Source organism: Thiomicrorhabdus arctica DSM 13458, assembly GCF_000381085.1.
Taxonomy (GTDB): Bacteria; Pseudomonadota; Gammaproteobacteria; order Thiomicrospirales; family Thiomicrospiraceae; genus Thiomicrorhabdus; species Thiomicrorhabdus arctica.
This window is the reverse complement of the sequence record NZ_KB905899.1, coordinates 898,638-912,805: the sequence shown is the minus strand read 5'-3', so window position 1 is coordinate 912,805 and position 14,168 is coordinate 898,638. Positions and strand designations below refer to the sequence as shown.

The following is a 14,168-nucleotide window of genomic DNA, read 5'->3' as shown; positions in this document are numbered from 1 at the left end:
GCACATGATAGTTTTGAGAAGAAATATTGATAAAGGTCTTCCGTGTGGAGGAGATGGTTTTATTGAAGGCTTAGAGAAAAAAACGAATCGTAGTCTAAAGTTTAAACCCGTAGGGCGACCTGTAAAAGGGTAGCGTTCCCTTTAATCCCTTTAATCTGCCTTTAATCTTGAGTCGCTAGGCCGACACCATCACTATGCGGCCTAGCTAAATACTGGGTTAAAACCAAAGACCTGAACCCTTAAGTTCCGAATCGTTGAAGCTGATTGGATTTTTAGTGGTTCAGTTCTGGTTTTAGATTATGCGCGCTTGGCTTGGGCGCGACGACGTGTAACAAAACCTAGCACACCAAGACCAGTAAGCATCAATCCAAACATCTGTGGTTCAGGCACTGCCGACGTCACCGACGTCACGTTCACACCTGAACAACCTATTCCGCCAATGCTTGCGCCATCGCCGGTTGAGACGTATGAAGTCGCCGAAAAGATGCCACCGCAAGAAGACCCGAGGCCACTCACTGTGGTGCTTGCACCGACGCTGATATAATTGTCTGCGAAAATCGTGCCAATGAACGTAGAGTTGTCACCGATACTGGCATAACCGTCACTTACATTCCAGAACACACTGGCACTGTCACCAGCATTGATCAAGCTAACCACCGTGTTATCACCAGGGGCCAGAATATCTTTGATGTTGAAAACCCAGAACGGGTCTTCTTGACCTTGGCCATCCAGTGTGAAGGTATTACCCGCGGCCATGGACAGACTGGCAGCGCTATAAACACCAGGCGCGAGCGTCATGCTATATGGCACTGCGGCGAGGGCCGTACCTGAACCCAAACCACTGAGCAAAGTTTGCGCGTTGGTCACTTGTGTCGACTCAGAAGAAACGCTGGTGCGTACTCCCGACAACGTTGGCATTGCTCCCCCCGTCGTCTGGATTCCGCCAACATTACCACTGGCTGAGATAGTGATGGGCCCTGACGTCGACGTCAAATTACCGGATACAGTAGAGTTCGCCCCGACAGTGGCCGCGCCACCTGACCACAGATTGCCAAGGACATTGGCGTTGGCGTCTGTCGTTGCCGCACCGCCAGATAACATATCACCGCCGACTGTCGCATACGCGCCAATCGTCGAATCGCCAGTGGACGTGATGCTACCGCTAACGATAGGGCCATTCAGCGCAGTGACTGCACCGCCAACCATCATAGCCCCGTTAGACGTTACATCGCCGCCGACGGTGGACGTACCACCGCCAACGTTTGCGGCGCCCACCGATACAAGATTACCAGTGACCGCAGCATTTGTACCGGTGGTCGAAACGCCGCCGGATAGTACGTTGCCGTAGACACTGGAATTCGCACCAGTGGTGGTGTAGGTATTAGAAAATACCGTTAAGCTATTCAAATCGTCACCGAGTACTAATGGCGCGGCGCTGACTGCGGCGCTACCACATGCAAGGGCCACAGTGAGAGGAATTACGAGTTTCAAATGTTGGGTAATCATTATAGATCTCCTTTAACTGGTTTTTAAACAGTTGCCCAGACGGGCATTTTAAACATCATTTGTAAAAATGAGTAATGACGTCATTAAATTATTTTTTCCCGGATGCAGTACCGCATCGGGTCGTCTTAGCAGCAACTTACAGGTTTTAATCATAAGAGCTGCCCGCTTAGACTTCGTGTCAAAAATTCCAAGATTAATAGAAGGTCGTACTTTATACGCTCAACGTAGTAACAATACTTACTTATAAGGATCTTGTCAACTCACAAGAAAAGGGGACGTCTTAGGTTCAAGTTGCAAGTGCAACACATTCAATCAGAATGTATACCTGAGCAATTATTATCATTTAAGTCCTGAAGAACGCGCGATTTTTACGTTAAGCATGATAAGTGTAGCGACGTTCTGCTCGAAGTAAAGCTGCATGGCCAAGCTCTTCCTTAGCTAAAATTTCTGCATATTTTCGTACGGTTTCATTATCTGAATTAGCGGCAACATGAGTATAAAAACGAAAGACAATTTCCTGATCAGCGACGCTTACAGTGGCCGTCTGGGGTAAGCATTGACATATTTCAATGCGGATAACGGATAAATCCTACATAATGGTCATATCTTATCGATAGAGGAATTGAAATGAAAAACATAGCGAAAATCGAAAAATGGATATTTTTACTGATAGGTATCTCTTTGCTTGTAGCCTGTGACGATGCTTCGCAGAATAAAAGCTTTAAACGTGCTTACCATGTAGAAAACATCGATGGCACAGAGATACGCTGTACAGCCATGAACTCAACCCAGTTGCCGAAAGAAAGCTTGTCACGTCATAGTATCAAGCCTGACCCGAATACAGGTGTATTGTCATGCGTGGCTCCGCTTGCGGATAACGTTACAGCAACCTATCGAACCATCGGGACTGCTCAACAAATCATGGAATTGCGACGGGAAATGAAACATTCTAAACAGACATGGCTAGGCACCTATATTGTAACTTCGACCTTTCCAGTACAATTCGACATTACGGTTTCAAGACCGAACGTAGAACCTGTAGTTTTTGAATTCAATACAGAAGAATCATAACGCCTAATGAAGTGTCACATATCTTCGCCTGCCATTACATTAAACAGAGACAGCCTTTTTTTGTTTAACCTTGTTCACTCTTGTTGCATGGACCAAGAGAAAAAGGCGTCCCCCCTTTAATCCTAAGCGCCTTTGACACTTGCCTATTTTAGAACGGACCAGGTCTGGTTGTTTTTGATAGGCTTTATTACTCATATTCATTGTGTACGATACTTAGTTAGTTTCAAAGAGTGATTTAATTTTACTCTGACCCTGATTGTTCATAATTCTTTCACCTAGCTGCCATAGTGTAAAAATATAATGGTACGTGAAATTACCAATTTTGGTAGTGGAATGAAAGGGAGCACTAACATGTTTAAACAGACACTGATGGCGACAATCATTGCCTTATCTTTAACACATTTTAATACCGTCTCGGCCGCATCTTCTCACGAAGACAGTCAACGTGATCACTCTATGGAAGAGGCCAATGAGTCTCATCATGCATCCAAGAATTTATCCAAGACGATTCAACTGGGTCCTCGCCCATATTTCCTAGTGAATGATATGGACCCTAGTGAACTTAAAAAAGAATTAACTAAATGCGGTAAAGGTCCGTTTAAGAAAACAGACTTTTCAATTGGCCATCGTGGTGCCTCAATGCAGTTTCCGGAACACACCAAAGAATCCTACGAGGCGGCAGCACGTATGGGGGCTGGTATTATTGAATGCGATGTCACGTTTACAAAGGATCGTGAACTTGTCTGCCGTCATTCTCAATGTGATTTACATGCAACGACAAATATACTGGCGACCCCTTTAGCGGCTAAGTGTACATCTCCATTTGTACCTGCTGTGATTGATCCTGTTACGGGTAAAACCATTACGCCAGCAAGCGCACAATGTTGTGCGACGGATCTTACTCTAGAGGAGTTTAAGAGCCTGAAAGGCAAAATGGATGCAGTCAACCCAAATGCGACAACGGTTGCGGAATATATGAATGCAACACCCTCATGGCGTACGGATTTATATGCTGCTACAGGTACGTTAATGACACATAAAGACAGCATCGCCTTGTTTAAAAAACTGGGTGTGAAAATGACTCCTGAACTTAAAAGCCCCAGTGTTGTTATGCCTTATGAAGGAGATTACACACAGCAACAATATGCTCAACAGATGATTAATGACTACAAAGAAGCAGGCGTAAACCCAAGCCAAGTTTTCCCTCAGTCATTTAACTTGCCTGACATCCTCTATTGGATTAACAATGATCAGGAATTTGGTCGACAAGCTGTTTTCTTAGATGGTCGTTACGACGATCCTAGCTTTGATCATAGATATCCAGCAACTTTGACTCCCAGTATGCCTGAGCTATCAGCAATGGGTGTCAATATTATTTCGCCACCTATGTGGATGTTATTGGATTTGGATGTAGAGAATAATATTGTGCCGTCAGACTACGCGATCGCTGCAAAATCGTCTGGTCTTGATATCATTACTTGGACATTTGAACGTTCTGGATTGCTAAAAAATGGTGGCGGTTGGTATTACCAAACCATCACTAATGCGATTAATAATGACGGGGATAAATACGAGGCTTTGGATGTTTTGGCACAAGACGTAGGAATCATGGGGATTTTTTCTGATTGGCCTGCCTCAGTCACTTATTATGCAAACTGCAAAGGGCTTTAGCTATTACTGGTAAAATAGGAGTGGCAGATGAAGTCACTCTACTCTGGCTATGGTGAACTTTTAGTTTAAATCATAAATGTTAAAACTTAAAAATCCTGCCAATGTTGGCAGGATTTAACGCCGATAAAAAAGGCTTTGGTCTTTCTTATTTAATACAGGGGTTAGCTTAGAATCAACTTGAAAGTGCAACACTTGCAAGTTGATTCTAGGCTGACTCTTTTTTCTTAATAAATGCTTATCTCGATACTTTAACTTATGAATCCAGAAAACTTAAAAAAACTAGTTGTTGTCACTATGCCTTATGGAAAATACAAGGGTAGAATTATTGCTGATTTGCCAGGAAATTACCTTAATTGGTTTGCGCGTGAGGGCTTTCCATCGGGTAGTTTAGGGCAGTTATTGGCTCTAATGCAGGAGTTAGATCACAATGGCTTAAAGCACCTTCTTGACCCCTTAAGAAAATAAGCTTTTAAGTAGAAAACGGGGCACTTAAGACCCCAAATAGTGATATCTAGTGTCCAGTTTTGTGGGGGAACCTCATAGCGTCCTCTTTTAATAAAGCGTCCCCTTTAATAAAGTATTCGGGCAATAGCTTAAAAATCACTCCGTACAAAGCAGTTTAAAATTTACTGTATGCCTGGTAGCGCACAGAATAACTTGACCTTTATTGTAGGTATATGCAAGTATGTATATAAGTATATGTAGTTATCATTATGCTGAGCCAAAGGGTTTTTGATTCTTGGTTTCCTTAACAGTATATTTTTGGAGAATACGATGAATAATACGCAAGATATGGACAAAAAAATGGGCGTTATGCAGGAAAAAATGCTGCGGATGCACGAACAGATGCACAAGATTATGCAGTCCAAGGATGCCGAAGAGCGTGAGAAACTTATGCAAGAGCACTTGGAAATGATGTCGGACAACATGTCCATGATGCAGGACATGAAAGGCATGTAAAATGATACGTTCTACATGGTGGAACATACCGTGCAGTACTCGTTTGCGATTTATATAATTTGAGAAGCACAAAATATTAAAGAGATTAGAGCTATTTAATGTGCATAACTTATTTATTTCATAAATCGTTGTTACGCTGTTTTTAGGCCTGGAAATACTCGCTTCTTTTTACCGTATGCCCCTAGCCAAGAGTTCGTGGTCAGAGTAAATTAAACAACCTGACCAGACCTGGCATGTCCCGCGGTTTTACAAAATCATGTGAGTGCAGATTCAAATAAAAAATAACCCGCTCTTTAGCGGGTTTTTTATGGATGGAAAAGGGAACTTCACTCCGACCTCTTTAAATGACGATTATTTGCTGTCGTTTTCATCATTGATTAGGAGTAGGGTGAATACTTTCTACCTGTTTTCTGTTCTAATATTTTTTGTAAAAACACACACAACCACTACGAGATAATATGAAGCAATTAAATAAACTCGCGACAGCGATTATTCCCAACAACGGCGGTGAGTTGGTTTTATTACAGAGTGAAGATGAATTTACGATAAAGCTTTCTGGTTCACGCGGAGTATTGATGAATAGCCGGGTTTATAACTCCGAGCAGGAGTTGGCTAAGCTTGGCTGTGCGCATATTAAAAACAAAGAGAGTGCAGAAGTTTTAGTGGGCGGTTTGGGTATGGGCTATACCTTGGCGACCGCGTTGGAGTGTGTGACGGCTAGTTCAAGGGTTACTGTGGCAGAACTTATTCCAGAAGTGGTTGAATGGAACCGCGGCCCGTTAGGTGAATGTGCAGGCAAACCGTTAGAAGATGAACGCAGCAATGTGCGATTAGGCGATATCGCCGAATTAATCAAACAACAGAAGCCAGATTTTGACGCCATTTTGCTCGATGTTGATAATGGCCCAGAAGGCATTACCAACAGTGATAACAATTGGCTTTATACTTCGGCTGGCTTAAGTGCCTTATATAACAGCCTACGCCCTAAAGGGATGCTTGCTGTGTGGTCTGCAGCGCCTGATTCGATGTTCATTACTCAACTTAAAAAAGCCGGGTTCAAAGCGAGCGATAAAATGGTAAGAGCGAGGCCTGGTAAAGGCAGTCGGCATATTATTTTCCTGGCTAAAAAGCCTTAGCATTCGTTCATGCAATGTGCAGATAATGGCATTAAGGGCTTTGTCTATTTTCGAATTAAAAATGAAAGAATCAAATTAAAGAGGGGGCCGCTTGAATTTTAGCTGAGCCCTCAAGCTTCAGCTTTCCTTTATGCCTGACTGCTTAATCCATCCCAGCAGAATCATACTGATTTTAAGGCGAAATTTCGTTAAACTAACGGTAAAGATGACTCAGTAAGGAGGTAATCACCGTGGTACGATTTATGAGTATACTGCTGATTGCTGGCATGCTTCTGACGACCGCGCAGGCGCAACCGCCAAGTACCCAGCAAGAGCTGCAAGCGATGTTATCGCAAGACAATCTGCCTTCTATAGACGGTAAAGACGTTGTTCTGCTCTCACAAAGACTGAAACTACAACAGTTTTACCAACACCGAAACTATAATCTTGCGTGGCAAACCAACGCTACAGGCAAAGATTTGTCCACTCAATTGCTCCGAGCAATTGATGCCTCCGCAGATGATGGCCTGGATCCATCTTACCCCCTTTACCACAAAAACCTCATACAACACCTCGCCCAGCCACAGACAGCGGAAGAACGAGTACTTCGGGATTTGCTGCTTAGCGATGCATTCCTGACACTGGGTGAACACCTTTTCCATGGCATGGCATTCGGCACAACCGCGGACATACTTCATCGCGCAATTCCGCGTGAAACCCTTAATATGCCGGAAATACTGACCATTGCCCTGCAACAGGGAGAGGTTTTTGAAATGCTTGAGAGGCTTGCACCAAAGTATGTAGGTTATCAGAACCTTAAAAGTGCACTGCGTCATTACAGAGACATGGCCAGCAAAGGCGGATGGAACGAAGACCCCGAAGCCTACCTTGATCTCGAGCTGGTTAAAAAAAGACTCTCCATCACGGGGGAGTTCAATGATGAACTAGATAGCGCTTTAGCGTTGAATCACACTCTTAACACAGCCCCAATTGATTGGAGTTGGGATGGCACCGAAACAAACGACGAAACAAACAACGATACTGTCATGGACGGCGTGACTGAAACCAGTTCTGAACCTGAAGCGCTCATCGCGGCCATAAAACAATTTCAACGACGTCAGCACATTATGGTGGACGGCATCCTCGGTGCGCAAACTCGCATCGATCTCGCTAAAAGCGTACAAGAGAGAATCGAAACAATTAAACTCAACCTTGAGCGCTGGCGTTGGTACGGCACCCTGGTGGATGACAACTATATCATGGTCAATATTCCGGATTTCTCCCTGAAATTTGTTCATGATGGCCAGTCACTGTCGATGACGGTCGTGGTGGGTCAGACGAAACGCCAAACCCCAATCATGGAAGCAAGGATGAGTTATCTTGTCTATAACCCTTATTGGCGCATCCCTAAAACCATTCTCGCAGAAGATATCCTCCCCAAACTAAAGGCCAATAAAAATTATCTGAACGCCAATCAAATCACTCTGTTCAGTAGTGTGGATAATACCGAAAGTTACCCGCTCGATTCCACCGCAATAAACTGGCACGAAATCAGCAAAAAAGGCATGCTTCGCTATACCTTCCGTAAAGAGCCGGGAATTAAAAATCCTCTAGGAATCATAAAATTCATGTTCCCAAATAGCGAGGACATCTATATCCACGATACCTCCGCTCGTTATCTTTTCAAAAGCAAGTCGTTCCTGGTCAGCTCTGGATGTATTCGTGCGGAAAAGCCCATGCAGCTGGCTTATGAAATATTGAGTCGTGAACAGCCTGAAATCACCCTGCAATCAATTTATAAGCAAATACAGACCGGTGCTCTTCAAGTTAAGCATCTCAAAGAAAAATTACCGGTCTATGTAACCTATCAAACCGCCTGGGCTGATGCGGACGGGAGACTGTACTTACGTAAAGATGTATATGGATTAGATGCTAACCTACTGAAATTTATGAAAAAACTTGAAAGTACATACAAAATAAATTATGGTATATTTTCATAAATTGGACGGGGTGGCTATGCCAATACACAATCAGATGAAACGTAGAACCTTCTTAAAATTAGGTGGAATGAGCGCTGCGGCGGCTTTGGCACCCACTTCGCTGTTCGCAAGTACACAGAAACAGCACAAGAACGAAGAGTTTCGCTCGCTGTCTTTGTATAACCTGCATACAGGCGAATCATTGCGCACCACTTACTGGGAGCAGGGCGTTTATCATCCGGAAGCACTTGAAGAGATTAATCACGTGTTAAGAGACTTCCGCACGGGTGAAAGTCATGATATGGACATCGCCTTGTTTGATCTGTTGCACGATATCCGCAATAAAACGGGCAGTAACAAATCGTTTAACGTCATCTCCGGTTATCGCTCACCCAAAACCAATGCAATGCTCAACCATACCACTCAAGGCGTGGCTAAAAAGAGCTTACATATGGTCGGTAAGGCAATTGACATCAACCTTCCAGGCTTTGACTTGACACACCTTAGAAAGATTGCCATGCATGAAGGGCAAGGCGGTGTCGGTTTCTATCCTAAATCGAATTTCGTCCATGTAGACACCGGACGGGTGCGTAGCTGGTAAAAACCAGGGATCAGACCTCTTTATTTAATCTTAATGGCAATCTAAATGCTATTTCAAAACGACCAGGCCTGGTCGATTTAATTAAGCCCGCTTTATGCGGGTTTTTTATGGCTTGTATTTTGTAGTTTTTGTATAGGGTGGTTGGCTAGTTTAGTGGTTTTTTGTTTTAAAATTATTGGTGTTTAAAAGCGATAAAGATAGTTGTATGTCAGCCGAAAACAGAATTGATTTTAATGATTATAAGTTATCAAACGGACTCACGACTCCCTGACCACCCTGTTTCAATACATGCGTGTAAATCATCGTGGTCCTTAAATCGGCATGCCCCAATAACGCTTGAATTGTTCGAATATCCGTACCGGTTTGTAATAAATGCGTGGCAAACGAGTGTCTGAAGGTGTGCGCGCTCACTTTTTTGTATATGCTGCACTGTTTCACCGCTCGCTTAATGGCTTTGTTGACAACCGATTGATCAATGTGATGTCGGCGCATTATGCCCGAGCGCGGGTCAACTGCCAGGTTCCGGCTCGGAAAAGCATATTGCCAGCCCAGCTCTTTATCCGCATTGGGATATTTTTTTGCCAATGCATACGGCAAATAAACCGACCCTAATCCTTTCTCCAGATCCTGAAGGTGCAAAGTTTTGACCATTTTTAATTGGTTTTCAATAAGTGGTACTAAGTTGTTGGCAAGAGGAGTCACTCTATCTTTTTTACCTTTTCCATCACGAACGGTTATTTGTTTAAATCCAAAATCAATATCCTGAACTCTCAATCTAACGGCTTCCGTGATGCGAAGCCCACTCGCATATAATAACTTGGCAATCAATCCCGCCGCGCCATCCATTACCGATAAAACCTCGCCAACCTCTTCTTTAGTTAAGACCACTGGAATTCTCGGCTCTTTTCGAGAACGACTGGCCTTCAGGTCTGAAAATGGCACCTGTAAAACCTTGCAGTAGCAATAAACCAACGCATTTAACGCCTGGTTCTGTGTTGAGGGTGCTACATTTTGCTCAACGGCCAAGTTTGTTAAAAACTGCTCCACTCTTGCGGTGGAGTCAATTAGCATCGATTCACGATCCAAAAAACCATGAAACTTAACAAACCGCCTAACCCAATCGCAGTAAGTGTTTTCTGTAGAATACGCATATCCCTCTCGTCGCAATTGACTACGCATTTCATCTAGAAAAGAAGGTTTTTTTAGGGTAGTATTCATATAACCGTATTTCAGAAATTGACAGGGTTGTATGTATAATAACGTATTATCATGTCAGAACAACAGTTTTCTCTATATGCAGGAAAATAGACCTGAAATTAATTTCAATACCCAATACCAAGGCAAGAATGCCTTATACTAAATGTTAGCTTCTCGGAGAAAAATCAAAAATATGGATGATGATTATCAAAGCCCTCTGCCTGGGAAAACATATATAAGTCCTTCTCTCCAGTCTTTCGGTGACAAAGAGCGAAGGGTTCGTATTGCTTCAAAAATATTACCCTCCGAAGATGGTTATGAATATGTGAAAGAGCGCGATGAAGTTGTTTTGCGAAAAAAACCGGATGCTAAAACATATATAACAGCAAAGTTTCTTGAAGATACTCGGCAAACCTTTGTGTTAACTGTCCAAAAGTTTGTATCAGAAACAGGCCAGCCCAACGGAACGGGGTTTTCGTTTGTAGGTGAAGAAATAGGAAGATTTTGTGAGTTCCTGGCTAATATCCAGTCTGTTGATTTCAAAACTAGAGCCAAAGTAAATATTACTGACGAAGAACTTCGGAAAATCGCTTTAACTACTCACCAAGCAAAAACATTCGTTACGGAAAACCAAGATCTGTTTGCTGAAGTTCTGAAGTCCGAGGTTACAACAGAGGATCTAATTGCTGTCGGTTACAGAAAGAAGCAATTGAGCGTCTATGAAAGTTTACTCAGTGATCAAAGTTACTTTGATAGCCTAAAAGAAAAAAAGAAATGTTCCAATGAAGGGCTCTGGCAGAAATACTTTGAAAAGAACAATTGGGTATTTGGCTATGGGTTAGGTTATATATTTTTATCAGGCTTAGATGACAAGAAGCTTGAGCAAGTAGTTCAAGGGTATAGTTTAGATTCTCATGGTAAGCGTGTTGACGCCCTAATGAAAACAAAAGGTATTATTTCTAACCTCTGTTTTATTGAAATAAAAACCCATGCAACTGAACTACTTGAATCCAAGCCATACAGGTCGGGATGTTGGGCACCTTCTAAGGAATTGGCTGGTGCTATTGCACAGGTGCAAGGTACAGTTGCATCTGCTATCGAAAACTTGTCTAGTAAAATTAATCCAAGCGATAAAGAAGGCAACCCTACGGGTGAGGAAATCTTCAATTACCAACCTAAATCCTACCTAGTAATTGGCAGCATGAACGAGTTTGTTTCAGATAATGGCGTAAACAAAGATAAATTGAGGTCATTTGAATTATTGCGAAAGAATACTTCAAATCCGGAAATTATTACTTTTGACGAACTATATGAAAGAGCAAAATTTATTGTTAAACACAACCAAAGCTAACAAGGCGCTTGTTCGGATGCAAACTACGCTGCGCTTCGTTTGCGCCGCACAGCACAGCTTGGACGTTAGGCTTACGAGAGAATTATGAGTACCATGCCAGAAGGAAATTTACATACGGTTGTCCAGTCGCTGACTTATTCTCACGTTGGGCAAGCCATCGACTCTATGAGGCGGTCATATGACTTGGCTGTATCTAAAAACACTGGCTATGAAAAAATGTCAGCGCATCAGTTTGCCATGTCTAGCATTATGCATGGATTTTGTTTTCTAGAGTCTTTGGTTAATGATTTGGGTTATAAATTACTTTTTAACAAAGACTCCGATGAGTATATATCAGAAGAAAATAGAGACTTTCTATTAAAGAAATTGGCTTCAAACTGGAACATGACTAGGAGCGTAGATAAAATTACTTTCCTACTGGAAAAATTAGACCTAGATGCAATGAGCGAAATCCAAAAGCAGAAGATCGCTGAAATCAACAACCTTAGAAATATATTAATGCATGGAAGTTCCTATAATACAACAATGCTTTTAGAACCAATTGGGGAGAATAGTTGGGAAGTCCATGATCAAGAGGACTCAGTAGATTGGTCAAAGAAATTTTCAGCTAATAAGTTCAACTCGCCTGTGAATCTTGATTATTCTGATGCAAAGAAATGTCTAGAGACAATATTGAATGTGTGTAAGCAGTTTTATTCAAAGCATTCTATAGGCCTTAGCGTATCAACATCATATCCAGATGGGAACTATAAGGCATTTTATGGGGAGGAAATTAATTTTGATGAACTACTCCAGTTGCCAGCTAAATAGGCCTAACAAGGCGCTCAAGCCGACTGCGCTAATGCGCAGCGGCTTAGCTTAATCGTTAGCTGTACAAAGAAAAACCATCCAGATTAGAGAAGTAAATGAGCATCATATCTGATAAATTCAGCGCGAAAATATCAGCCTTAAAGGTTGAGTTTGAAAGTAATAAAGAGGTTGTTCATCAAGGGATTAAAGGTGGGTTAAATGAAAGCGAACTTTCTGATCTAGTAAGAGAAGTTATTCCGAATAGATATAAGCTAACAAAAGGGGTTATTGAAAACTCAAGGGGAGATCAGTCAAATGAAACTGATATTCTCATCTATGATGATGAGATACTTCCTTCATACATGAAAAATGAACTGACTTTTGTCCCCGTCGAAGCGGTAAAGTATAACTTTGAAGTTAAAAGCGGTTTGAATGCAAATGAACTAAAAACCACTTTATCTAAATTTGAAAGGTTTAAAAATATTGGTGGATTTTCACCTACTGTACTTTTCTCATTCTCTAGTGATATTGAAGGAAGTGAGCTTAAGCGGCTGAAGAAATACGACAAGAACTTCTTTATTAATCCTGCAATTACCGTTTTATGTACTTCCACTAAAAGTTATTACTTTAAGAGTGTCAGCAAGCACTATCTTAAAGACTGCATTAGTAATTCGGAGTTTTTAAAACTGTTTCAAGAGGCCTCTGAGCTTGATTTAGATGGTGCAATTGAGACCATGCGAGATTTGATGTTGAATGATGTCGCCTTATCTCAAATGAGTCGCTCGCAATTTGCATTGTGTATCCAAGGTATGATTCGAATGAATAGCCTTTCTTCAGAAATTGATGGCAAAGAGTTAACAATCAATGAGTTAAAGTATAGTGATATCACGTTTAATATTCATAAGTGGGTGGGAGTTGAAGTGAATAGTAACGAGGTTGAGCTATCTTTTCTTTCTGGTATCTCCAATACATTATCAAAAGGAAATTTTGGCCAGTATTTGTTACATTCTGCGGTGCATGAACCAAAGGTGTTTGCAGTATGCTACGAAGATATGTGGGGTAATTTAAGTTGTCAGGATTTCGATGAAAATGGATTGAGCTATGATGTCGATAAAGTTGGATTTAGTTTTGAAACCAGTGAAGAATCAAGCAAAATCTTATTCAATATTTCAGAGAACGAGAGCAGCTAACAAGTCAAAGCACTCGGACTTGATAAAGCTGTCACCTTTTTTGGTACAAAAAAGCCGCCAACTTCACCAAGCCGGTGTTTGAGGCGTTAGCAGTCATGGAGAAGTCATGAGTTTCTTAAATTGTCGAGGAAGTGAAGCAAAGAATAAAATTGTTGATTCGTACAACATAAAACCTATTGTATATATCCGCTTACTTGCAGGACAAAAAATAGATGGTTGCTGCGGCCCAATTACAGATAAATATTATCTGTTCGAGGCCGAGCATAAAGAAACAAAAGAGATTGAAAATTTCTCGGTTGGTTATGATTGCGGCGATCAATTTCTACAGTTAACAGGCCATGCGCCGATCAGCCTGTTTAATCCATTTCAAGCCGAAAATGGACAAGGTGGTGGAGGTGAAGGAAATAACGAAGCTGGAACACAAATACATCCATTAAACCGTGAGTTAAAAAATGCTATTCATCTCTTATGTTCGGCATGGGGTGGCTATGCCCCCAAAGGGAGCATGAGAAAATTCCTTGAATATATAAATAATTCCCCTCAAAGGGCTACAAATTCGTTTGCAGTGGTAAGCTTTAATAATATTGTAGGAAAAGACGCTAAGAATAGAAATCTGTCACAAATAATCAGTGACATAAGAGCAGACAATCCAACTCTAAGAGAGTTCGCTTTTCCACATATGGAAAAAGTTTTGGCTGAAGAAAATAAACCGAGTAACTTATGAGTAAAACTGCTAAC

Annotated in this window: 13 protein-coding genes; 11 read left to right on the top strand and 2 right to left on the bottom strand. The window is 41.9% G+C overall.

What is annotated here, in order from left to right:
• Positions 1-297: 297 nt before the first annotated feature.
• Entirely contained in the window at positions 298-1,275 is a 978-nt protein-coding gene (locus F612_RS0104225; RefSeq protein WP_157760453.1) for an ice-binding family protein, read from the bottom strand.
• Between the two features lie 858 nt (positions 1,276-2,133).
• On the opposite strand from F612_RS0104225, the gene F612_RS0104220 reads away from it, so the two are divergent.
• The 7 genes from F612_RS0104220 to F612_RS0104185 all read left to right on the top strand — a co-directional run bounded on the left by F612_RS0104220 (position 2,134) and on the right by F612_RS0104185 (position 8,903).
• Entirely contained in the window at positions 2,134-2,577 is a 444-nt protein-coding gene (locus F612_RS0104220) for a hypothetical protein (RefSeq protein WP_019556506.1), read from the top strand.
• Between the two features lie 351 nt (positions 2,578-2,928).
• Positions 2,929-4,248, top strand: a complete 1,320-nt coding sequence (locus tag F612_RS0104210) for a glycerophosphodiester phosphodiesterase family protein (protein WP_019556504.1) — start codon at positions 2,929-2,931, stop codon at positions 4,246-4,248.
• Between the two features lie 255 nt (positions 4,249-4,503).
• Positions 4,504-4,713 carry a DUF3820 family protein gene (locus tag F612_RS0104205; RefSeq protein ID WP_019556503.1) on the top strand — a complete coding sequence of 70 codons (210 nt, stop codon included), beginning with the start codon at positions 4,504-4,506 and terminating at the stop codon, positions 4,711-4,713.
• A gap of 309 nt (positions 4,714-5,022) precedes the next feature.
• Entirely contained in the window at positions 5,023-5,208 is a 186-nt protein-coding gene (locus tag F612_RS0104200; RefSeq protein ID WP_019556502.1) for an EMC3/TMCO1 family protein, read from the top strand.
• 458 nt (positions 5,209-5,666) lie between these two features.
• Positions 5,667-6,344 carry a spermine/spermidine synthase domain-containing protein gene (locus tag F612_RS0104195; protein WP_019556501.1) on the top strand — a complete coding sequence of 226 codons (678 nt, stop codon included), beginning with the start codon at positions 5,667-5,669 and terminating at the stop codon, positions 6,342-6,344.
• Positions 6,345-6,586: 242 nt separating this feature from the next.
• On the top strand, positions 6,587-8,323 hold the full coding sequence (locus F612_RS12895) for a L,D-transpeptidase family protein (protein ID WP_019556500.1): 1,737 nt from the start codon (positions 6,587-6,589) through the stop codon (positions 8,321-8,323).
• A gap of 16 nt (positions 8,324-8,339) precedes the next feature.
• Positions 8,340-8,903: a YcbK family protein gene (locus tag F612_RS0104185; protein WP_033394530.1), complete on the top strand. Its 564-nt coding sequence runs from the start codon at positions 8,340-8,342 to the stop codon at positions 8,901-8,903.
• A 237-nt stretch (positions 8,904-9,140) separates the two neighbouring features.
• Here the strand turns inward: F612_RS0104185 and F612_RS0104180 are convergent, their stop codons facing one another.
• Complete coding sequence (locus F612_RS0104180) at positions 9,141-10,121, bottom strand: integron integrase (RefSeq protein ID WP_026329619.1); 981 nt, start codon at positions 10,119-10,121, stop codon at positions 9,141-9,143.
• Between the two features lie 172 nt (positions 10,122-10,293).
• Here F612_RS0104180 and F612_RS0104175 point away from each other — a divergent pair, with 172 nt between their 5' ends.
• The 4 genes from F612_RS0104175 to F612_RS0104160 all read left to right on the top strand — a co-directional run bounded on the left by F612_RS0104175 (position 10,294) and on the right by F612_RS0104160 (position 14,154).
• Positions 10,294-11,451 carry a Shedu immune nuclease family protein gene (locus F612_RS0104175; RefSeq protein WP_033394529.1) on the top strand — a complete coding sequence of 386 codons (1,158 nt, stop codon included), beginning with the start codon at positions 10,294-10,296 and terminating at the stop codon, positions 11,449-11,451.
• A gap of 84 nt (positions 11,452-11,535) precedes the next feature.
• Positions 11,536-12,261 carry a hypothetical protein gene (locus F612_RS0104170; RefSeq protein WP_019556496.1) on the top strand — a complete coding sequence of 242 codons (726 nt, stop codon included), beginning with the start codon at positions 11,536-11,538 and terminating at the stop codon, positions 12,259-12,261.
• A 95-nt stretch (positions 12,262-12,356) separates the two neighbouring features.
• Entirely contained in the window at positions 12,357-13,430 is a 1,074-nt protein-coding gene (locus tag F612_RS0104165) for a DUF6602 domain-containing protein (RefSeq protein ID WP_019556495.1), read from the top strand.
• Positions 13,431-13,536: 106 nt separating this feature from the next.
• A complete protein-coding gene (locus F612_RS0104160) occupies positions 13,537-14,154 on the top strand; it encodes a hypothetical protein (RefSeq protein ID WP_019556494.1) in 618 nt (205 codons plus the stop codon).
• Positions 14,155-14,168: the final 14 nt, after the last annotated feature.

Coding starts and splice junctions, on each gene's coding strand:
- F612_RS0104220 (WP_019556506.1), top strand. CDS start 2,134: ATGAAAAACATAGCGAAAATCGAAAAATGGATATTTTTACTGATAGGT.
- F612_RS0104210 (WP_019556504.1), top strand. CDS start 2,929: ATGTTTAAACAGACACTGATGGCGACAATCATTGCCTTATCTTTAACA.
- F612_RS0104205 (WP_019556503.1), top strand. CDS start 4,504: ATGAATCCAGAAAACTTAAAAAAACTAGTTGTTGTCACTATGCCTTAT.
- F612_RS0104200 (WP_019556502.1), top strand. CDS start 5,023: ATGAATAATACGCAAGATATGGACAAAAAAATGGGCGTTATGCAGGAA.
- F612_RS0104195 (WP_019556501.1), top strand. CDS start 5,667: ATGAAGCAATTAAATAAACTCGCGACAGCGATTATTCCCAACAACGGC.
- F612_RS12895 (WP_019556500.1), top strand. CDS start 6,587: ATGAGTATACTGCTGATTGCTGGCATGCTTCTGACGACCGCGCAGGCG.
- F612_RS0104185 (WP_033394530.1), top strand. CDS start 8,340: ATGCCAATACACAATCAGATGAAACGTAGAACCTTCTTAAAATTAGGT.
- F612_RS0104180 (WP_026329619.1), bottom strand. CDS start 10,121: ATGAATACTACCCTAAAAAAACCTTCTTTTCTAGATGAAATGCGTAGT.
- F612_RS0104175 (WP_033394529.1), top strand. CDS start 10,294: ATGGATGATGATTATCAAAGCCCTCTGCCTGGGAAAACATATATAAGT.
- F612_RS0104170 (WP_019556496.1), top strand. CDS start 11,536: ATGAGTACCATGCCAGAAGGAAATTTACATACGGTTGTCCAGTCGCTG.
- F612_RS0104165 (WP_019556495.1), top strand. CDS start 12,357: ATGAGCATCATATCTGATAAATTCAGCGCGAAAATATCAGCCTTAAAG.
- F612_RS0104160 (WP_019556494.1), top strand. CDS start 13,537: ATGAGTTTCTTAAATTGTCGAGGAAGTGAAGCAAAGAATAAAATTGTT.